A 22,040-nucleotide genomic window follows, 5' to 3' on the forward strand; every position below is an offset into this window, starting at 1 on the left:
TAGATGGGGAAAATTCGCAAACTCGATGACCAACTCTCTAACTTAATTGCGGCAGGGGAAGTAGTAGAGCGCCCTGCCTCAGTCGTAAAAGAACTTGTGGAAAATTCTATCGATGCGAATAGTACATCTATTGAAATCCACTTAGAAGAAGCCGGTTTATCAAAAATTCGCATCATTGATAATGGGGATGGCATTGCAGAAGAAGATTGTATTGTAGCTTTTGAACGACATGCAACGAGCAAAATTAAAGATGAGAACGATCTGTTTCGCATTAGAACACTCGGTTTCCGTGGTGAGGCATTGCCGAGTATTGCCTCAGTTAGTGAATTAGAATTAATCACTAGTACAGGTGATGCGCCTGGTACGCATCTTATTATTAAAGGTGGAGACATTATAAAGCAGGAGAAAACAGCGAGCCGAAAAGGAACAGATATTACAGTACAAAACTTATTCTTTAATACACCAGCGCGTCTTAAATATATGAAAACCATTCATACAGAGCTTGGGAATATTACAGATATTGTGTATCGTATCGCAATGTCACATCCAGAAGTATCGTTAAAGCTATTTCATAATGAAAAGAAATTGCTTCACACATCAGGAAACAGTGATGTAAGGCAAGTACTTGCATCGATTTACAGCATTCAAGTTGCGAAGAAGCTTATTCCAATTGAAGCTGAATCTTTAGATTTCACAATTAAAGGTTATGTAACATTACCAGAAGTAACGAGAGCATCTCGAAATTATATGTCAACGATCGTAAATGGTCGCTATGTTCGAAATTTCGTATTAATGAAAGCTATTCAGCAAGGATACCATACATTATTGCCAGTCGGGCGATATCCAATCGGCTTCTTATCGATTGAAATGGATCCAATGCTTGTTGACGTTAACGTACATCCTGCGAAATTAGAAGTTCGTTTTAGTAAAGAACAAGAATTGCTAAAACTTATCGAAGAAACATTGCAAGCAGCATTTAAAAAAATACAGCTTATCCCAGATGCAGGTGTAACAACGAAGAAAAAAGAAAAAGATGAAAGTGTGCAAGGACAGTTCCAGTTTGAGCATGCGAAGCCGAAAGAGCCATCTATGCCGGACATCATTTTACCGACGGGCATGGATGAAAAACGAGAAGAACCACTGGCAGTGAAACAGCCAGCACAACTGTGGCAACCGCCGAAGAAAGAATGGCAACCACCACAGTCGCTCGTAAGAGAAGAACAAAGTTGGCAGCCATCTACTAAACCGATAATGGAAGAACCAATTCGAGAAGAGAAATCGTGGAACAGTAACGATGAAGACTTTGAATTAGAGGAATTGGAAGAGGAAGTTCAGGAAATAGAAGAGATTGAAATGAACGGTAATGACTTACCACCGCTTTATCCAATTGGACAAATGCATGGAACATATATTTTCGCTCAAAATGATAAAGGCTTATATATGATTGACCAACATGCTGCGCAGGAACGTATTAATTATGAATACTTCCGTGATAAAGTAGGAAGAGTAGCGCAAGAAGTACAAGAGCTACTTGTACCATACCGTATCGATTTATCTCTTACTGAATTTTTACGTGTCGAAGAGCAACTAGAAGAACTGAAAAAAGTTGGACTGTTCTTAGAGCAATTCGGTCATCAATCCTTTATCGTCCGTTCACATCCAACGTGGTTCCCAAAAGGACAAGAGACAGAAATTATCGACGAAATGATGGAACAAGTCGTCAAACTAAAAAAAGTTGATATTAAAAAATTACGTGAAGAAGCAGCCATCATGATGAGCTGTAAAGCGTCCATTAAAGCAAATCAATACTTAACGAACGATCAAATATTTGCTTTACTGGAAGAACTACGTACAACAACAAACCCATACACATGCCCGCACGGAAGACCAATTCTTGTGCATCATTCTACTTATGAGCTGGAGAAGATGTTTAAGAGGGTTATGTAGGGATATTGTCATAGAGAAAAAATGATTCTTGGTTATTTTAATAAAATATAGAGAGAAATAAAAAGGAGCGATAGTAACAAGTCGCTCCTTTTTAATATGATTCTTTTGCAACTATATATAATTCATTTATCAACTAGAGATAACCTCAACCTATTTGCAATTTATATGTGCTTTCTCAATTTTTTTGTAAAGAAAGAGGTTTTTAATTTACAGATTTATCAGAATTATGTAAAGTGTAGATAAAACCATAAAATGGGGTGTTCTTTATGTGTACTAGTTTGACATTACAGACAAAAAACGGTCAGCACCTTTTTGCAAGAACGATGGACTTCACATTAGATATGAATCAAGAAGTAATAATCATTCCTCGACATTACCAGTGGAATAATATAACTGGTGAAATCATTAATACGAAACATGCTACGGTCGGAATGGGTATTAATCATCAAGGAAGAATCATTATGGCGGACGGAGTAAATGAAGCAGGTATGACATGTGCAACACTCTATTTTCCAGGATTCGCTACTTATAGTCAAAGCATAGATGACAACAATACAAATTTGGCTCCATTTGATTTTGTGACTTGGAGTCTCACGCAATTCAATTCTGTCAAAGAGTTAAAGGAATCTGTAGATAGCCTTACCTTTTTGGATATACCATTACCGGATTTAGGACTTACACCACCACTACATTGGATTTTAGCAGATAAATGGGGAGATTGTATTGTACTGGAGCCGACAAATGAAGGTTTAAAAATGTATGATAACCCACTAGGAGTGATGACGAATAGTCCGGAGTTTAATTGGCATTTGCAAAATTTAAGACAATATATTGGCCTTAAATCGCAACCATTCGCGCCAACTGAGTGGAGTAACTTACCATTAAGTGCTTTTGGTCAGGGCTCAGGCTCAATGGGACTTCCAGGGGATTTCACCCCGCCATCAAGGTTTGTACGAGCAGCATATGGTAAACAAAACATTCAAGGTATAGATGGTGAAGAAGAGGGAGTATCGGCCCTATTTCATATTTTATCAAATTGCGAGGTTCCTAAAGGCGGAGTAATAACAGAAGAGGGTGCATTAGATAATACCATTTATACAAGCGTAATGTGTATGGAGTCTGGAACATATTATTATCATACCTACGATTGTAGACAAATTATAGCCATTCATTTATTTCATGAAAATTTAGATACAGATGAGATTAAATCCTATCCATTCCAGCGGAAACAAAAAATATTTTATGAAAACTAAGTTGCTTTGAAACAACGTTTAGTAAATTTTTAAATATATATAATAGAGCAATAATGACTATATAATTCTTGGGTACTTCTTTAACTTTGTGATTCACGATAGATCTACTCCTTTCTTCAATGACTCCAACGAGTAAAACTTTGCTGGTAGAAGCATTGGCTAAGGCGCAGTGATAGTGGAATTTATTGCCTAATGTATTCGAATAGTATTATCTTGAATATCTCTGAAGACGCTAAGAAACTTATTTTTCATTAAACTAGCTTTTATTTCTTCTAGAAGGCTCATCATAGTGCTATTAGGTAAAATAAACATGGACGTACTTTATTTATAAATAGTAAAGAACAAAAAAAGGTGTGGAAAATATCCATATCTTTTTTGTTCTTCTATTATCTATGTATAAAAAAGCGCTGTATATCAGCACTTTTTAAAAGTACATGAATTGTATAAGAAAGATTTATATATTATCTATAACTATGCAAGGTCTAATATAGATTCTTATTTGATTAATTGTTATAAGGCTATTTGTTTTTATTATTATTAATTTTTTCCGTATATAACACCTGTTCTTTATAGTGTTTTTTTATTGGGAAAGTATGTGTACCAGAGCCGTTTTTGTATGTTTTATTGATGGGATTTTTTAGCGGGATTGTTGTAGTTTCAGTAAATTCATATGGGTAGTTTATTTTAGATTTATCTTCAAACATGAAAATGCCTCCTTTTAGGATTTCCTGAATTCTTTACTATAACATGATATGCATATAGATTTTTTTTGGACTAGTTATTTATAGAGGTTAATGGAATTTAATTCCGTACTTACTGAAATATTTCACATTGTTAGTGAAGGGGATATTGCATATATATTCGTTATAGATTGTTTTTATAATATGGATTATATAGGTTTTTCTTGATAATATAATGCGGGAGATTATAGTGTTATTAGGTTATTAGGAACATTTAATGCTGTTTCAAAACTGAAAGGGAATTGAAAAAAAACTGAAACTTTTCTCATAAAAATTCAATCTTACTCGAAAAATGAAAGGAAAATGAAATTTTCCAAAAGATATTCTTTGTTAAGATAAAAAGCATACATACAAAAAGTATTGACATATCTTAAAAGTGTATTTTCAAGATATAGTGGGGGAAAAGATGAGAGTAGAAAAACAATTAATAAAAAAGATGTATTATGAAACATTCCTAATGGAGAATGAAACAAAGCCACCTCTTGACGTACTTGGGGAAGTTTATGTAAACGAAGAAAGAAATGAGATTTCTGATGGATCTTATATTCGTTTTGCACAAGGTGAGTTTTATTATCGCCATCAAGATTTTGAAGCTGCTATTTTTAAATGGGAAAAAGTTAGTAATGAATTAGCACCGTGGGCACAAAAAAATATTGCGGATGCTTATTTTGAACTGAATCAATTAGCAGTTGCTGAAAATGTGTATACTTCTATTACTACTGATAATAAAATATTGATGACCGAAATTGGATTACAATTACTTTCTCTTTACATAGAGCAAAATAATTTTGATTCCGCTTTCTCTGTTATTAAAGAAGCGGTTTCTTTAAATCCCGATTACCCGAACGTCACAAAAATTGCCCGTTCTTTTTATGAGGAGCAGCAAGATTTTGATAGTGCAGTAGAGCTTGCAGTGAATGAGTTAATTCGAACAGAATCTTATCCGTGGTTTGAGGTTTTAAAAGGATATATTGATAAAGGATTCACTAAACATATTTCACCAGATTATTTCTATGAAGTATTAGTTACGTTAAATACTGTAGATCAAGTACAATTTACGCAAATGGTTTCATCACTTTGGAATAGTTATAAAAATGAACAAAATTACTTAGTATGGCTTAATACAATAAATGAATTTTTCTTACATATTGAAATACATTCGTCCGATATATGGAAAAAAATTTCTTCTCTTTACGAAGAAACGTACTTTGAATTAATTCAAGGTCAATATATGCTTACACAATTGCACGACATCATTCCAAACTTGTTAACAAATTGGTTAAAGGTAGTCAATCCATCTTACGCTGTATTTCCATCAGCAGCTGTATTGGCATGGGATGAGATTTTTCCTTCTAAAATAGATTCAGCAAATATAAAACATGCGGAAAACCTGTTGTCATATTCTATTAATCATGTGGATGGCTTAGAGTATAGTTTGCATCTTTTTGAATCTATTACAGAGTGGGCACAAGAGCATAATATAGAAATGGGTCACCGATTTAGATGGTTAGTTGGCGAACTCGCAGATTTAAGCACAAACCGCATTTTAGTAACAGGAACTTCAGGGAACGGAAAAACTACATTTATTAACTCTATAGTAGGAGAAAATATAGTAGAAAAATCAATTTCAAATGTAGTAGTTTTAAAAAATGATGCTCATACAGAAATTAATGCTATAACAGACTCTGCAATTACAACAACGGATGATGTCTTTGATTACCATAATATGATGTCTCAACATCATCAAACATATAGAGATAGAGCATGTGTGGAATTTAAATTACCATGCAGATTTTTAAGTGAAAATAAACTTACATTTGTAGTTACACCTGGCTTTAATAGAAATAACGATACTAGGGATGAGATATTCGAATATTTAAATTCTGTAGACGAATTACTATTCGTATTAAATGCGGATTCACCTTTTACTGACAAAGAACGTGACATTCTATTAAGCATTCAAGAACATACACCAAATTTACAAATTCATTTCTTATTAAATAAAATCGATAACATATACAGTGAAGCAGAAGTGAAAAGAGTATTATATGATACGCAAGCGAGAATAAACACATATTTCCCGCATGCGAGAATTTTCCCTTACTCTTCGCTATATACAAGTAGTCAACAATTAAATGAGTTAACGGAGTTTATTCATTTTAACTGTAATCATAAAAATATCGATGTAGAACGTACTGAAAAGCTATTGTTTTTCATTCGAAAAACAATTACATATCTTTTGGATAAACGCGTTGAGAAAGAAAGTAATTTAGTGGATGCGATTAATTGGAATGAAGATATGCTAGTGAAACTAAATGGTAGTATTAATAATCTTACTGCTTTTGAGAAGGAAAAAATTCATTTTATTACACAATCATATCGTACAATGAAAACTGAAATTACGAATGATCTTACTGAAAATATTCCGAAGATATTACAAGGGTGTTCGGATTTAATTAGTGAAGAAAGTAATTTCGGGCACATGGATACGGAACTAAATAAGGCAATGAATGAAAGAGTGCATAAATACCTAGAACAAACGGTATTACCTAACCTTGCTCTTTCTATGCAAAATTGGATTGCAACTTCTAATAATGAGCTCCTTCAGAGTCAATCGTACCTAGAAGAACTTAGTGAAGGACTCAATTCTTTATTTGGAGAAAATCGAATACAGTTAGCATGTGATTTTAAAGTGCTTGATGATTGGCGTAGAGATACGGACAGAATGACGACTAGAATACAAATGGAGGAAGTAAATATTTTACGTCGATTTACGCCAGCACAATTTTTACTGAAAAGTGCCGGTAAATTATTTGGAGTTCTTCCTAAAAACAAAACTATGCTATATAACAAATACAAACAGTATGTAGAAAATGAAGATTATACCGAGGTAACGGCTTCTATTATGAAGAAGTTTTTCTTGCAATTTGAGTTATTTGAAAACACGCAAGAGAGGGATATTCATATATTCTTTAGGAATCCATTTAACTCCTTGAAACAAGCTGTAGAAAACACTCATTTAGAAATACAAGAAAAACAAGAGATGTTACATAAAATGAAATCAAATCCTGAAGTCTACCATGATTCTATCAAGCTCTTTGAATTGAGATTACGTCAATGTGAAGTAATTTTAAATATAGGTGAGGATCATACTTATACAGATGTAACTTTGGAAACAAGCGTAGAATAAAAGTTCTTATATGACATTGCATCATATGTTATAAGAAAGTAAAAGGGAGCAACTGTAATGAGTTGCTCCCTTTTCATATTTAAATTATTTTTCAGTTTCTTTAATTTTTGTTTGTACTTCGCCAGTTTTAATTTTATTACTTTCTGAGAAACGTAATAAATCACCTTCAATGATTTTGTCAGACATTCGTAATTCATTTTGTGCACGGTTAATGAGCGCTTGTGCTTCTTTTTTTGGTAAATCTACAATTTCACCTGTTATGCGGTCGTAGAATGTGTTGTTTGTGTATGCATACTTGTCTGTAATAAAGCTTCCATCACGTAAAACAACAAATCCGGTATATTCATCTGAAAACATATCATGGCCAAAACGAATATCGTTCGTAGTATCAATCCCTAGTAAATTTAGAATAGTAGGTTTCATATCGATTTGTCCCGTAGGTTTTGAAATGGTTTGACCTTCTGTTTGGCCAGGCATATGAATATATAAAGGTGTGCGTTGTAAATTTAAAGTATCAAATTCTGTTATTTGATCTTTTTCTAAAAACTGTGCCATTGCGCGATTATGTTTTTCAGAAATACCATAATGATCACCATACAATACAATAATAGAATCATCATACATTCCCTCGGCTTTTAAACGCTCAATAAATTTTTTGATGGATTCGTCTAAGTAACGTGCTGTTACGATATAACGATCAAATACGCCATTACCAGAGTTGTATGGTTCAATGAATTTTGTATCTTCATCATACGTAAATGGATAATGGTTCGTTAACGTAAGGAAACGAGCGTAAAATGGTTGATCAACAGTTTTTAATATATCTACAGATTGATCAAAGTATTCGATATCTTTTAATCCCCAATTTAAATTTGTTTCGGGCGTAATTTTGTAATCAAGTTCGTTATAGTAACGATCATAACCAAGAGCAGAGTACATAATGTTACGATTCCAAAATGTTGCGTTATTCGCATGGAATATAGAAGTGTAATAACCTTGTTGACGTAAAATTTCTGGAGTCGCAGTATAATCATTGTTACCGTGTGTGAAAAATACAGCTCCTCGATTTAATGGATACAATGAAGTATCAATTAGAAATTCAGAATCGGATGTTTTTCCTTGCCCAGTTTGGTGGAAAAAGTTATCGAAGTAATAGCTTTCGTTTATGAATTGATTCAAGAATGGTGTGACTTCTTGACCGTTAACTGATGCGCCTATTAAGAAGGTTTGTAGGGATTCAAGAGTAACGATAATTACATTTTTTCCTTTCGCTGCACCAAACATGTTAGGATTTGGTTCACTTTGGTTTGCCTTTACGTAGTTTTCTGTTTCTTGTAATTTACTGCTATCAGCAAGTGCTTTTTGTGACCCTGCTTTTACTTGCAGTGTTAAATCATATATTTGATGAGTGTATAGTCCTAAATTTTTAACAAGCATAACTCGGTCAAATGATCTCGTTAATAGTTCAGGTCGCTCTTTTTCTGCAAGATGTAAATTCGCAAAAAATACACCAATCGTTAAAAGAAAATATAGCAAGCGTACCGGATGAGTTACACGTCCTGTTTGGAAGACAATTGATTTCTTCTTCAATAAAATAAAGAAGAAAATAATGTCTACGAATGCGAGTATAATTTTGTAGTTCAATATTTCTATAATACTGCCGCCTAATTGGCCAAAGTTTGATGTTTGTCCAAGTACTGGTAACGTAACGAAATCGCTATAAAAATCATAGAACATGACATTCCCAACCAGTACGATTGTTAATAAGAAATTAATACATAGCGCGATATAATTTCTCTTTTCACCGGTTGCAAATAATGCTAATCCGACAAATGCTAATGATGCAGCGAGAGGGCTAATAAACAAAATAAGCTCTTGTGTAGAAGACTCAATTTTTAAATCAAAACTGAATCTTGTAATAAGATATGTTTTTAACCATACTGCTAAAGCAATTATTAAAACAAAGCTTATATTTTTCATTTGTAAATTGATTTTATTTTTCATTTTTACACCTTCTTTATACAATTTATTTAACTTGTGTTATATATTATGTTTTTATAACTATTAGAGTGTAATGAACCATTTAGCTTATGTTTTCTAAAGGTAATAATATGAAGTATTCATATACGTACAATGAGGAATTTTAAAGCATAAATCTATTTTTTAGAAACAGAGAAGAAAAAGTCATAGTTGTATGGAAAATGACTTATAGACATCCTAACATATTAAACACTATGATGATGTTACAAAATATCGAACAAATGAAAGCGGAAATGAATAGAGGCTTTTAAAACTATTGACATTCAATTTGTTAGAATCGAATGTCAATAGTGGTACATACATGGTTATGTTAAATATGTATCTCGTAAAATCCAGATTCCTTGCGGGAGAATCTTTAGTAAGCTATTACTATGGAAGTTAACATATTTGATTGCTATTTTAATGAAAGAAATTAAATATCAGATAAATATTTTCCAACATACAACCCACTTGCAGCAGCTTGAGATAATGAATGAGTGACGCCTGAACAATCTCCAACTAAAAATAACCCATGCACACTTGTTTCAAAGTGTTTATTGATTTTTATCGTAGGAGCATAGAATTTTCCGTCAATTCCGTATAATAAAGTATCTGTATCGATCGGTTCTTGGATGAATTGTTCTAAGCGTAATAAAAATTCTTTAAGTCCTTCAATATATAATGGAGGAATTTCTGTATTTAAATCTCCATAATCTCCTTGTAGTGTAGGTTGTATACGGTTATGTTTCATGTGGTTATCCGTTGTAGGTTGTTTATTTAGTAAATCCTCTAAGCGCTGAATAACAATCCGATCTCGTCCTTGGTTAATGTTTTTAATAACTGAACTTGCGTATACATTTGCTTCTTTGAGAGTTGAAAAATAGCGCGGGATAAATAAAGTGAAATTTAAGTTAGGTGTGCCAGTTCCTTTCTCTCGAAAATTTTGACCGTCAGGCATAACTAAACCTTCTTCGTACTTTCTAATGATGCGTCCTTTTGGATTCATACAGTACGTAGTTGCTGTGAAGCGTTCATGCTCATAAGAAAGTTTAGTCTCAAATGTATCTTTTAATATAGAACGTAATTGGTGTTCCTTCATCTCTACTCGAATACCTAAGTCTACACGAGTTTGTTCCTGAGAAATATTGAGAGAAGTGCACATTTCTTTTAACCAATCTGCTCCAGAACGTCCAGTTGCAAATACTAGTTGCTTCGATTGAACTGTTCCTTCATTTGTCACTATTGTAAAATGACCTTTCTGTTTCATAATATGTTGCACATCTATATGAAATTGTATATTTATCTTCGTAAGTAAAAATTCATAGAGTTGCTGAAAAATCTCACTTGAAAGGGTAGTGCCAAGATGCCTTACTTCTGTTGTTAGCATTTGTAAACCACACGATTCAGCTCTCTTATTGAGGGGGGGATTTTCTGTAGAATATTTCGAAACAGAACTTCCTCCGAACTGACATAGAATTTTATCTACTTCAGTCATAAGTTGTATAAAGCCCTCTTTACCGACTTTTTGCTCAAGTTCGCCGCCAAATCCGTTTGTATAATTAAATTTCCCTTCAGATTTTCCTAAACCGCCAAACCCAAAATATTTATCACATGTAGTACAAGTACATGCTTTTCCTTCGTCTAAAGGACAATGACGATCTTCTAGCGCTTTACCTTTATCCAGAATTAAAACCTTTTTGTTACTTTTCGCTAGTGAATAAGCCATAAAAATGCTACTTACTCCAGCGCCGATAATTGTAACATCATACATATTCTTTCACCTGCTAACGAATAGTTTGTTTTTATTTTTCTAGTGTATAACAATTTTATGAAGTTAAGAAATAGCTTTTATTAATAAAGAGGGAGTTTTTAAACTTGATGTTTTTTTATTTCTCCGAGTGGTGGAGTAAATACAAATGTTTTTAATTGAAAGAAGAAATAGTTTTAAATGATCACTATGTCATATGAAGAATAAAATCTAATATATAAAAAAACAGACCTTTTAAGTGAAGAGGTCTGTTAATGGTTTTAAATCTTATTTAGCAAACACATGGTTACCAATTACTGCTACTGTTTGACGTGTCGTAATCCATTTGTCTGTTGATGTTTTTGGATTGTAAAAATAAAGCCAATCAGAATGTATTCCATTTGTGGAGATAGCTTCTTCTACTGCCATTTTTGCTTCTGGGCTTGCAGGCTGATTAATTCTTCCATCTGTAACAGGAGTAAAGGCATATCCGTATTTAATAGGTTCATAAATAACGCCTGTTATTGTATTTGGAAAACCTTTTGCATTTACACGATTTAGAATAACTTTTGCTACAGCTACTTTACCTTTATAGGATTCACCACCTGCTTCAGCGGTAACTAAGCGTGCCATTAAGTCTTTTTCTTTTTCTGAAATGCTTGAGTTAATTTTTAGATGTTGTCCTGTATAAAGCTTGTTTCCGACTGTATTGTTAATTTGTTTTATAGATTGAACGGTAACATTGTAACGCTTTGCTATCATTTCTAATGAATCTCCCTGTTGTACTTGATAAATAATTTGTCCAGAAATGTTCGCAGGTTTGGCGTTTTGACGAACGGTGATTTCATTTGAGTACGTGGACCCTGGAATATGTAACTGTTCACCAATAAAAGTTTGATCGTTTCCTTTATTATTAGCCTGTTTAATGGATTGTATGGAAGCTCCATATTGTTTACTAATGCCCCAAAGTGTATCATTCTTTTTTACTGTATGAATGGTAGATGCTTCAGCTGTGCCTTGATTACATACGAATGTAATTGCAGCTGCAGATAAAGGGATTATATGCTTTATTTTTAATAATTTCATTGTAAATCCTCCTAGCAAAAATAAGGTGAAACTGTTAAGTAATATAGTTCAGAATTTTTATACGTAATATTTTAATACAAGTATATTAGCACATATAAAATAAATAATCATTATAAGTTTCTTATTTATGTAGTGTAGAGTCCGAATATGAAATATTGCATATGAAAATACATTGAAGTTCATATTGCTGATTACTATAATCTATTTAGTAGAAAGGGAATATGTTATATAAACAAAATCATTATAGATTAATATAATGATTAAATATTATTAATAGGAGGAGTGATGTAATGAATATATTTAAAAGAATATCTGTTTCAGCTGTAATTATTTCAACATTTTTAGGAATAGGGGACACTGTCAATATTGTAAATGCTGATTCTGTAGAACAGCAGAGTAAATTAGGGATAGAACAAGAAACAGATAAGCAAATCATTGTAAAATTCAGAGCGGATTTGAAATTGCCATATGAAGATGGTATTGAAAAACAAATACAATCTCAAACGAACGATAAAGTACTAGAAGATTTTTTTGCAGAATATCCAGATGTAACATTTAATCGTTTATTTACATCTGTAAGCCCGGAACAAATACAAAACCTTGAAGTGAAAGCACCTAATAATGTATCTACAAGTTTATTAAACTACTATATTCTTCAAACTCAAAATGGTGAGCAGGAAGAAGAACTGGTAGATAAGTTAAAGACATCTTCTTTAATAGAAGATGTGTATGTGAAGAAACAAGAAAAAATAACGCCACCGGAAGTACAACCATTAAGTGTATCTTTTAATCCTAATAACAATCCTAGATATAAAAAACAAGGTTACCTTGATGCGGCACCATACGGTATTAATGCGCCTTTTGCCTGGGGAGTCCAAGGTGGTAATGGAAGTGATATAACTTTTGTTGATATGGAATATGGATGGCTATTAAATCATGAGGATTTAGTACATCAAAATATTGAATTAATGTCTGGAAGAAATATAGATCAGCATGTTGGACATGGAACGTCTGTACTAGGGATTGTATCCTCTGAGGATAATGAGGTTGGGAATATTGGGATTGCGCCAAAAGCGAAAGCGAAAGTGATTTCTCAAATAAGAGATAACGGACAGTATAATACAGCTGATGCAATATTAAGTGCTGTAAATCAGTTAGAAGCTGGGAATGTTTTATTATTAGAGGCACAAGCTTCCTTTGATGGATATGGTGATAAATATTTACCTGTTGAAATACAACCAGATATCTTTGATGCGATTCGTGCTGGTACAGATAAAGGTGTTGTCATTATAGAAGCTGGAGCAAATGGGTGGAATGATTTAGATCAATTTAAAGATAGAAATGGTAAACAAGTCTTAAATCGTAATAGTAAAGATTTTAAAGATTCAGGTGCAATTATGGTAGGCGCGGGTTCTTCATCTTTCCCTCATGAGCGTATGTGGTTTTCAAATTATGGAAGTCGGATTGATGTGTACGGGTGGGGAGAAAATGTAGATACAACTACAGCCGAGCAAAGTCGAAGTGCTGTAAATCTTTATACTTCAAGCTTTAGTGGAACATCTAGTGCTTCACCCATTATCGCAGGAGCAGCGACTTTAGTACAAAGTATTGCTAAAGAAAATTTAGGACAACCATATAGACCAAGTGAATTAAGAACGATATTAAGTAACCGTAACACTGGAACGAGATCTAAAGATCCATCTTCAGATAAAATTGGTGTTTTACCAGATTTGAAGTCTATACTAGTAGATTTAGGGTATGAACGAAGAGAACCGAACGGTGGGAATGAGTTACAAGTAACAGAAAATGAACCAAATAATGAACGTAGACAGGCAAATAAAGTCTCCTTTCATACACCAATGAAAGGAAAACTAGATAATCGTGATAAGGTAGATGTATTTACTTTCCAAATTGACTCACCCGAAAATATTAAAATTTCTCTACTAAATGAACAAAACATTGGAATGACATGGGTACTTCATCATGAATCAGATTTAAACAACTATGTAGCATATGGTGAAAATGAAGGGAATGTAGTTAAAGGAACTTATAATGCAAAGCCAGGTAAATATTATTTATATGTCTATAAGTATGAGAATAAAGATGGTTCATATGTATTGAACATAAAATAAACAAAAGGGACTTCAGATGAAGTTCCTTTAAATTTTTCTAATTCAGTATATGTGAATGATTTTTTAACTTTACTTCTATGCAATATTTCATATTGATAAAATGTTATTTATTTTTTATGAACTAGCTTATATTATATTCAATAAGTTTAATATAAAACGGAAAAAGGAGGAATAATAGTGAGCAATAAGAAGTTTACTTTGAAATTATTCATATGTAGTATGATATTTATCACATTTGTATTCGCTTTACATGATAAGCGGGTCGTTGCAGCTAGCTCTGTTAATGAGTTTGAAAATTGGTCAAAATGGATGCAACCTATACCTGATAACATCTCATTAGCACGAATTTCAATTCCAGGAACACATGATAGTGGTACGTTCAAATTACAAAATCCAATTAAGCAAGTATGGGGAATGACGCAAGAATATGATTTTCGTTACCAAATGGATCATGGAGCTCGTATTTTTGATATAAGAGGACGTTTAACAGATGATAATACGATAGTTCTTCATCATGGTCCATTATATCTTTATGTAACATTGCATGAATTCATAAGCGAAGCGAAACAATTTTTAAAAGATAACCCAAGTGAAACGATTATTATGTCTTTAAAAAAAGAGTATGAGGATATGAAAGGGGCAGAAGGTTCCTTTAGTAATACGTTTGAAAAAAATTATTTTGTTGATCCTATCTTTTTAAAAACAGAAGGAAATATAAAACTTGGAGATGCTCGTGGGAAAATTGTACTATTAAAAAGATATAGTGGTAGTAATGAATCTGGAGGATATAATAATTTTTATTGGCCAGATAATGAGACATTTACGACAACTGTAAATCAAAATGTAAATGTAACAGTACAAGATAAATATAAAGTGAGTTATGATGAGAAAGTAAAATCTATTAAAGATACGATTAATGAAACGATGAATAATAGTGAGGATTTAAATCACCTATATGTTAATTTTACAAGCTTGTCTTCAGGTGGTACAGCATGGAATAGTCCATATTACTATGCCTCTTATATAAATCCTGAAATTGCAAACTATATAAAACAAAAGAGTCCTACAAGAGTAGGTTGGATAATTCAAGACTACATAAATGAAAAGTGGTCACCATTGCTGTATCAAGAAGTTATAAGAACAAATAAGTCATTAATAAAAGAATAAAGATGATGAGAGTAAGAAGCGATAAAATACGTCGATTCTTATTGAAAATACAGTGTATCTTGTAAACGAACAATTATCGAGTTATTTCAATTGATGTTTCATTATGAAAAGACTAAACTTTTAAATCGGATTAGTTTTAAATGAAAATCAATATAAATAATCCTGTAAAAAAGCAACTGACCATAAGTGATCAGTTGCTTTTTATTTTTAAAGTGGATGAGCAAAAAAACACAAAAGTGGTTGGTCCGTTTTTTGCAAACATCCATTATGATAAGAGAAGAAAGGTAGTATGTTATTAACGTTTTAAAGAGAAAGTTCTTTATTAAAATAGATTGTCTGTAGAGAGGTGAAAATACAATGAGTTTTGCAATTTCACTAGTCGTTATTATTGTAATTGGATCGCTGTTCGGCACCGTGCTAGTAGCACGAAATGTGGAGGAGAATTACGGCAAGTCTACAAAGAGAAATGTGAAGAACTTATCAACTATTTATATTCTCCTTCTTTTCGTCCTACTTGTAGGGGTAACATGGTATGCGGTAGTGATTTAATAATTTTGAAAGAAAAGGTTTGTATATGATGGAGGAGTATGATTTTGATAAAAAATGAACGTCACGTTTTAATTGTTTTTCCGCATCCAGATGATGAGTCGTATTGCGTGGCAGGTACAATTTTAGCTTATGCGCAGCGAAATGTTCCGCTTACTTATGTTTGCTTAACGTTAGGTGAAATGGGGAGAGCGATGGGAAATCCTCCTTTTGCAACACGTGAATCATTATATGCGATAAGAGAGAAGGAACTAAAGAAGGCTACAAATATTTTAGGGATTAAAGATTTACGTATGATGGGATACCGTGATAAAACCCTTGAATTTGAAACTCCTGGAGAGTTAAGACGTGTCATACAAAACTGTGTGGAAGAATTGAATCCGTCATTGGTCATTTCTTTTTATCCGGGATATGCAGTTCATCCAGATCATGATGCAACAGGAGAAGCGGTAGCCGGGGCGTTAGCTAATATTCCGGAAAATAAAAGACCAACATTTTATGCGGTAGCTTTTTCAAATAGTCATGAAGCGGAAATAGGCCCTCCGCATTTTAAAAATGAAGTGAAAGAATATGTTCCCAAAAAGTTCGAGGTATTGCAAGCGCATGCATCACAATTTGCGACGAAAGTAACGGAACTAAAAAAAGAGTATGAAGAAGGTGCACCGGAAACAGTAGAGTGGTTAGAAAAGGAACCATTTTGGATATATTCATTCAAAGATAAGAATAAGTGATGTTATAGCTGAATGTGATGTATATGTATTTTGAATATAAGAATCGAAAAATTTCTTACAATATAGAAGGATCAGGTCCTGTTATATTGTTATTACACGGTCTTGGTGGAAACGCAAATAATTGGCTATATCAAAGGCAATATTTCAAAGAGAATTGGAAAGTGATTTCTCTTGATTTACCAGGACATGGGAAATCTGAAGGGCTGGAAATCCCTTTTAAAGAATATGCAAATGTTTTGTATGAGTTATGTAATTACTTAAAGCTACAAAAAGTAGTCATTTGTGGTCTTTCAAAAGGAGCTAGGGTCGGTATCGATTTCGCTATTCAATATCCAGACTTTGTTTCTAGCTTAATTGTTGTAAATGCATTTCCCTATTTGGAACCGGAAGATCGAAAAGAACGAATTGAAGTATATGATTTACTTAGCTTGCATGATAACGGAAAAACATGGGCGGATACATTATTGAAGGCGATGGGAGTCACGGATAATGAAGTAATTGTCAGGGGATTTTATCAATCTTTACATGCTATTAATTCGGTGCATATTCAAAGATTATTTGCTGAATTAGTGGACTATGATCAAAGACCGTTTCTTTCACATATTTCATGTCCTACTTTAATTATAAGAGGGGAAAATGATGATTTTGTCCCTGAGAAATATGTAAGAGAGTTTGAACGACATTTGAAAAATACAATTTTCATTGAGTTGAAAAATAGTGGACACTTACCTTATTTAGAACAGCCGACTAGCTTTAATATGACGGTAAAAATGTTTTTAAATCATGCGCTTAATTAATACTATTATTACAGTTAATACTGTTATTAGCGAATCAAGGATAGTTCGTTTTGAAAGGGGGCAACAGGATGGAATGGAAACCAAATCGTACAGATAAGACGCCTGTATATAAACAAATAGCTGATTATATTGAAAGGGGCATCTCTTCAGGTGAGTTTCCTTCTGACAGCAAGTTACCTTCTGAGCGTATGTTAGCAAAAGAATTGCAGGTGAACCGGAGTACAATAGTAGCTGCGTATGAAGAATTAAAATCACTTGGAGTAGTAGAACGGCAAAAAGGAAGCGGAACACGGGTGAATACAGACATATGGGGTGTTTCACATAAACGAATACCGAACTGGGGTAGGTACGTTGAGGATGGATCGTTCTTACCTAATGTGCCACTCGTTCAACAAATTCGAACGGAAACACAAAAAGATGACTTAATTAATTTAGCAAGTGGTGAATTGTCACCAGAGTTAATTCCAAGTGATAGATTCCGAACGATTTTGTCGGAGAAAACATTTATGGAAAACCTAGGTTATGACCATCCACTTGGAAATGAAATGTTGAGAAAAACAATTGCAGCACATGTTCAGCAATATAAACAAATTGAAGCAGATTCGAATTCTATCCTTATTACATCTGGCGCACAACAGGCACTGAATCTTATCGTGCAATGCTTATTAAAACCTGGCGATGCGATTGCAATTGAAGATCCGTCGTATTGTTTTTCATTGCCGATGTTTAAATCCGCAGGCTTAAAAATATTCCATCTACCTGTTGATCAGCATGGAATGAATCCAGATGACCTAATTGATTTGCATAAAAAACATCGTATTCGCATGGTATTTTTGAATCCAGATTATCAAAATCCAACGGGAACAGTACTTTCATTAGCAAGACGTAAAAAGATTTTAGAACTGTCTTCTGAATTTGGTATACCGATTGTAGAAGATGATCCGTATAGCTTAACGTCATTTAATGGAGAAGTGAATCCAACATTAAAATCAATGGATCAAAACGGGAATGTTCTTTATATAAGTTCATTATCAAAAATTGTTGCATCAGGATTACGTATTGGTTGGGTAATTGGCCCTACACGTGTAATTGAACGTTTAGCGGATGCGAAGCAGCAAGTTGATTTTGGCCATAGCGTATTTACGCAGTGGGTGGCAAATCAATTTTTAGAATCAGAAGATTTTCATGCACATATTACAATGCTTCGTGAACAATTGAAAGAAAGAAGAGATGTGTTAATTAGAAAGCTTGAAGAAATATTGGGGGACCAGGTTGAATTTTTTGTTCCAGAGGGTGGAATACATTTATGGTGCAAAGTGCAAGGAACGTTTGATGAATATCATTTATTAGGCGAATCTATACGAAATGGTGTAGCGTTTGTCCCGGGTAGTGTTTTAGGTACTAAAAGTGAATATATTCGTTTTACTTTTGGGAGAGTAAATGCCGAACAAATTCAGCTGGGAATGACAAGGTTTGCTAAAACGTTAAATGAGATTTCATAATAGAGATGCGTAATATTGAAATGAGGGAAAGAAATGAAGTACGTGACGCTTTTACTTCAAGTAGGCGTGCTATATGTATTTAGTTTAGTTGGTACGTGGATTCAGGGAGAATTCCATCTATCAATGCCAGGAAGTTTAATTGGGATGTTAATGCTATTTCTACTCCTTTCTACTCGTATTTTACCATTAAAGTGGTTTGAGGAAGGGGCGGAAAAATTAATTGTCTTTTTACCGTTATTTCTAATTCCTTCGACAACAGGGCTGATGGAATATGGGTCTTTTCTTTTCAGTAAAGGGAGCGTTATATTTCTTTTAGTAGTTGTAAGCACGGTAGTAACTTTGATTATTTCAGGGTATATAAGTCAATTATTAGTAACATCAAAAAAATAAAATCGACAAGGTGCAAAATGCAAATGGTCTTAATTATTATTACTGTAGTAATGTATGTATTCGCGACAAAGTTATATAAAAAAATTCCGTTTCCATTTACGTTACCGGTGCTAACAGTTACAGCAAGTATGATTTGCTTATTTTTGATTTTTGGTATTTCTCATCAAGAGTATAGAGAAAATGGGGGGAATATTCTTTCCGGTTTATTGAGTCCTGCAATTGTAGCGTTAGCGATACCATTATTTAAAGAGCGAAACATACTTATGAAAAACTTTTTGTCGATACTTATCGGCGTAGCAGTAGGTATAGTGGCTTTAACGAGTATGAATGTAGTGATTGGCGGGATGTTAAATATAGATAAGGAACTCATATTAACGACACTGCCACAATTAGCGACGATGCCTATCGCCATATCATTAGCGGATCAAATTGGCGGCATTCCATCTATGACTTCTAGTTTTGTAGTTGTTGCAGGAATAACAGGTGCTATTATCGGACCAACAGTACTGAAGTTTTTCCGAATAACAAGTACGATTGGAAAAGGAGTGGGGATGGGCTGCGCATCACATATTATCGGTGTGAGCCGTCTCGTGAAGGAAGGCGAGAAAGAGGCGACGATCGGTTCAGTGACGATGATTGTAACCGGAATACTCATTAGTATATTTATACCGTATGGAACGAAATTTTTATTTTAAAAGGTAATGGAGATGATGAAAATGACAACATGGTTTATAGTTACATTATTTATTTTTGGCGCTCTTAAAGTACTAGTTTCTAGTATGCCAACTTCTGTTGTAGAATCAATTATTAGTAGATTTGAATTGCATCAAAAACTTGAGGAAGAGAATACCTCTATATCGATAGATGGAAAAAATATAAAGGGAGAAATGAAACTACAAGTTATTCATGAATTTAATGAAGCTTTATTTTTAGATAAACATTATTTCCCACCGCACGGGGAAGGAACACCGATCGTTATTAACACGAAGAAAGGGAATAAAGAGATTAGGTTTTCTCTATATAGCCATGAGGAACATGTTGATGTAATCAAGCAATATAAGAAGAAAATCGTTGCCTACCGCTTACGTTCAAAAAGTCTTCAAAATCCCGCATCATTAGCAATAACTGAAGATTATGCTTAAGAAGAGATCTATAATGGTCTCTTTATTTTTGTATGAAATGATATACTTTCCAAAGAAAAGAAAAGAAAATCATATAGCCAAATAAAGAATATGTATGATTCCAATCCACACTATGAATAAAGAAACCGAATCTTTCAGCAACCTGCTCAAAAATACTAGCACAAATACCTATTGAAACAATAAATAGTATTCTAGAAACTACAGTTAATGTTTTGGAAATTTGTATGAAAATCATTGTTAAAATCGGTAGTACAAACAAAGTAAAGCCAATGTTAACTGAAAATATGGATGAGAATGGTCTAACTGGAAAGGAATAAATTTGTTTCGCAACAAAGAAAGCATCTAAGCAAGTTCCGATAATACAAGAGAGTAAGATTGTAACTGCTAATGCTAAAAAATCATTCTTCTTCTCGAAGGAGGACGTTTTTCTTTGCAAGAATGGCAAGTTCAATTTTTTCGAGTGTTTTACAGTAGTCTTCTGTAATTTGCCCATTTATATTTTCCTCCTTATCTACTAAATAATTTACAACTTGCCAGTCCGTAAACCAATCTTCACTGTCAACTTCTTCATGCTTCATATCTCGCCATGCATAGATGAGTGCAGGACTGTATATACGATGAGCGCCACTACGCAACTGGCATTTCTTTATTCGACGCTTATAAAATTCACGGGAAAAAGATTCATTTACACTTGAAAATAAATGAGGCCAGTAATCTTTCCTGGATCCTGTATGCGGATGGTGCTGGGCCCAGCTTATTATTTGAGATAAAACATGTGTGTCTCGAAATAATAATGAATACAACCTTTTTCCAATTAAGATTCGTTCGTGTAAGGAAGTGAAATGTTTCATTGTATCACCAAATAGTAATACTTTGTGTTTCTTATCATTTTCGTAGAATGGGAAAAGGATATGATTAAACTGAAAGAAATCAAAGAGTTTAAATCCAATACTATTAAGTACAGTCTTTTGAAATTGTATATTTTGTATCACTCTTTTTTCTAAGTAGTTTTGTTCATTAATAATAGTTGCAATGGCTAATGTTTTTTTGTTACCCGTTTTCCAAAAATCGGTCCACATCGTTTCCATAAATGTAGAAACATTTAGGTGAGGGAGAAGGTGAAATAGTTTTTGTGCTCTTTTTAAACTTTGTTCATAAAGCAGAAATTGAGGATATACATCTTGGAAAATAAGCCAATTCCCTCTTTCTAAAAAAGAAAAAAATGTGATTTGCTCTTTCTCTGATAAAATTTTCGTATATAAATCGCCCTTCAAATCAGTCATATTCCAACCGCCGTTACGTGATACCATATGCCCAAGTAGTGCCCAATGTATTTCTGGATATTGAATGTAAAATTGGTAGTATGCGCGTGTCCTTGTAACATTATTTTTATTTAGCTGTTCTGTTTGTATTTTTATGTTGTTGAGGATGAATTGCTCTTCTTGCGTTAATTTATACATCGTGCCAGAATGAATAAGTTTGCTTTTTTGTTTCAATTCATTCTTCACATCAAATAGGGAGAGAGGCAATGCTTTGGAAAGTCCGTTATATGTATGATTTGAATTGCTTCGGTACATTCCATTACCTCCCTTTTTCATAAAATTAAACATGATTATTGGCTATGAATCATTCTATTTATTTTATTACGAGT

Annotated in this window: 18 protein-coding genes and 1 pseudogene; 13 read left to right on the forward strand and 6 right to left on the reverse strand. The window is 33.3% G+C overall.

Translation table 11 applies throughout. From position 1 onward, the window contains the following. Positions 1-3 precede the first annotated feature (3 nt). Complete coding sequence (gene mutL, locus MR113_RS01385) at positions 4-1,947, forward strand: DNA mismatch repair endonuclease MutL (protein ID WP_242250713.1); 1,944 nt, start codon at positions 4-6, stop codon at positions 1,945-1,947. A 266-nt stretch (positions 1,948-2,213) separates the two neighbouring features. Then, positions 2,214-3,200: a choloylglycine hydrolase family protein gene (locus tag MR113_RS01390; RefSeq protein ID WP_242250714.1), complete on the forward strand. Its 987-nt coding sequence runs from the start codon at positions 2,214-2,216 to the stop codon at positions 3,198-3,200. 518 nt (positions 3,201-3,718) lie between these two features. On the opposite strand, the gene MR113_RS01395 is transcribed toward MR113_RS01390, so the two are convergent. After that, entirely contained in the window at positions 3,719-3,904 is a 186-nt protein-coding gene (locus MR113_RS01395; RefSeq protein WP_000461131.1) for a hypothetical protein, read from the reverse strand. 442 nt (positions 3,905-4,346) lie between these two features. On the opposite strand from MR113_RS01395, the gene MR113_RS01400 reads away from it, so the two are divergent. Then, complete coding sequence (locus MR113_RS01400; RefSeq protein WP_242250715.1) at positions 4,347-7,130, forward strand: dynamin family protein; 2,784 nt, start codon at positions 4,347-4,349, stop codon at positions 7,128-7,130. 84 nt (positions 7,131-7,214) lie between these two features. Here the strand turns inward: MR113_RS01400 and MR113_RS01405 are convergent, their stop codons facing one another. The 3 genes from MR113_RS01405 to MR113_RS01415 form a co-directional block, all read right to left on the reverse strand. Next, positions 7,215-9,134: an LTA synthase family protein gene (locus MR113_RS01405; protein WP_242250716.1), complete on the reverse strand. Its 1,920-nt coding sequence runs from the start codon at positions 9,132-9,134 to the stop codon at positions 7,215-7,217. 448 nt (positions 9,135-9,582) lie between these two features. Then, positions 9,583-10,920, reverse strand: coding sequence for an NAD(P)/FAD-dependent oxidoreductase (locus MR113_RS01410; RefSeq protein ID WP_242250717.1), 1,338 nt, complete (start codon positions 10,918-10,920; stop codon positions 9,583-9,585). A 264-nt stretch (positions 10,921-11,184) separates the two neighbouring features. Beyond that, positions 11,185-11,982, reverse strand: a complete 798-nt coding sequence (locus MR113_RS01415) for a cell wall hydrolase (RefSeq protein ID WP_242250718.1) — start codon at positions 11,980-11,982, stop codon at positions 11,185-11,187. A gap of 290 nt (positions 11,983-12,272) precedes the next feature. On the opposite strand from MR113_RS01415, the gene MR113_RS01420 reads away from it, so the two are divergent. The 10 genes and pseudogenes from MR113_RS01420 to MR113_RS01465 all read left to right on the forward strand — a co-directional run bounded on the left by MR113_RS01420 (position 12,273) and on the right by MR113_RS01465 (position 20,389). Further along, positions 12,273-14,114 (forward strand): S8 family peptidase, encoded by a 1,842-nt coding sequence (locus MR113_RS01420; RefSeq protein WP_242250719.1) that lies wholly within the window; start codon positions 12,273-12,275, stop codon positions 14,112-14,114. A gap of 177 nt (positions 14,115-14,291) precedes the next feature. Further along, a complete protein-coding gene (plcA, locus tag MR113_RS01425; protein ID WP_163094876.1) occupies positions 14,292-15,281 on the forward strand; it encodes a phosphatidylinositol diacylglycerol-lyase in 990 nt (329 codons plus the stop codon). Between the two features lie 31 nt (positions 15,282-15,312). Continuing rightward, positions 15,313-15,425, forward strand: a pseudogene (locus MR113_RS01430) (GntR family transcriptional regulator); the annotation flags it as partial. Between the two features lie 213 nt (positions 15,426-15,638). Beyond that, a complete protein-coding gene (locus MR113_RS01435) occupies positions 15,639-15,830 on the forward strand; it encodes a hypothetical protein (protein ID WP_061678165.1) in 192 nt (63 codons plus the stop codon). Positions 15,831-15,877: 47 nt separating this feature from the next. Then, the gene (gene bshB2 / locus MR113_RS01440) at positions 15,878-16,558 is read left to right on the forward strand and encodes a bacillithiol biosynthesis deacetylase BshB2 (protein ID WP_242250754.1); all 681 of its coding nucleotides are present in this window, start codon (positions 15,878-15,880) and stop codon (positions 16,556-16,558) included. Positions 16,559-16,581: 23 nt separating this feature from the next. Continuing rightward, positions 16,582-17,355, forward strand: a complete 774-nt coding sequence (locus MR113_RS01445) for an alpha/beta fold hydrolase (RefSeq protein WP_242250720.1) — start codon at positions 16,582-16,584, stop codon at positions 17,353-17,355. A gap of 68 nt (positions 17,356-17,423) precedes the next feature. Continuing rightward, complete coding sequence (gene pdxR, locus MR113_RS01450; protein ID WP_242250721.1) at positions 17,424-18,857, forward strand: MocR-like pyridoxine biosynthesis transcription factor PdxR; 1,434 nt, start codon at positions 17,424-17,426, stop codon at positions 18,855-18,857. A gap of 33 nt (positions 18,858-18,890) precedes the next feature. Further along, positions 18,891-19,247 carry a CidA/LrgA family holin-like protein gene (locus MR113_RS01455; protein WP_163094872.1) on the forward strand — a complete coding sequence of 119 codons (357 nt, stop codon included), beginning with the start codon at positions 18,891-18,893 and terminating at the stop codon, positions 19,245-19,247. A 23-nt stretch (positions 19,248-19,270) separates the two neighbouring features. Continuing rightward, a complete protein-coding gene (locus MR113_RS01460; protein WP_097816819.1) occupies positions 19,271-19,942 on the forward strand; it encodes an LrgB family protein in 672 nt (223 codons plus the stop codon). A gap of 21 nt (positions 19,943-19,963) precedes the next feature. Further along, on the forward strand, positions 19,964-20,389 hold the full coding sequence (locus tag MR113_RS01465) for a YfmQ family protein (RefSeq protein ID WP_242250722.1): 426 nt from the start codon (positions 19,964-19,966) through the stop codon (positions 20,387-20,389). Between the two features lie 22 nt (positions 20,390-20,411). On the opposite strand, the gene MR113_RS01470 is transcribed toward MR113_RS01465, so the two are convergent. Beyond that, positions 20,412-20,882 carry a CBO0543 family protein gene (locus tag MR113_RS01470; protein WP_242250723.1) on the reverse strand — a complete coding sequence of 157 codons (471 nt, stop codon included), beginning with the start codon at positions 20,880-20,882 and terminating at the stop codon, positions 20,412-20,414. Then, positions 20,788-21,966, reverse strand: a complete 1,179-nt coding sequence (locus MR113_RS01475) for a DUF2515 domain-containing protein (protein ID WP_242250724.1) — start codon at positions 21,964-21,966, stop codon at positions 20,788-20,790. The genes MR113_RS01470 and MR113_RS01475 overlap by 95 nt, the downstream gene beginning before the upstream one ends. Positions 21,967-22,040: the final 74 nt, after the last annotated feature.

Source organism: Bacillus cereus group sp. BfR-BA-01379 (genome assembly GCF_022663605.1).
In the GTDB taxonomy this organism is placed as follows: Bacteria; Bacillota; Bacilli; order Bacillales; family Bacillaceae_G; genus Bacillus_A; species Bacillus_A mobilis.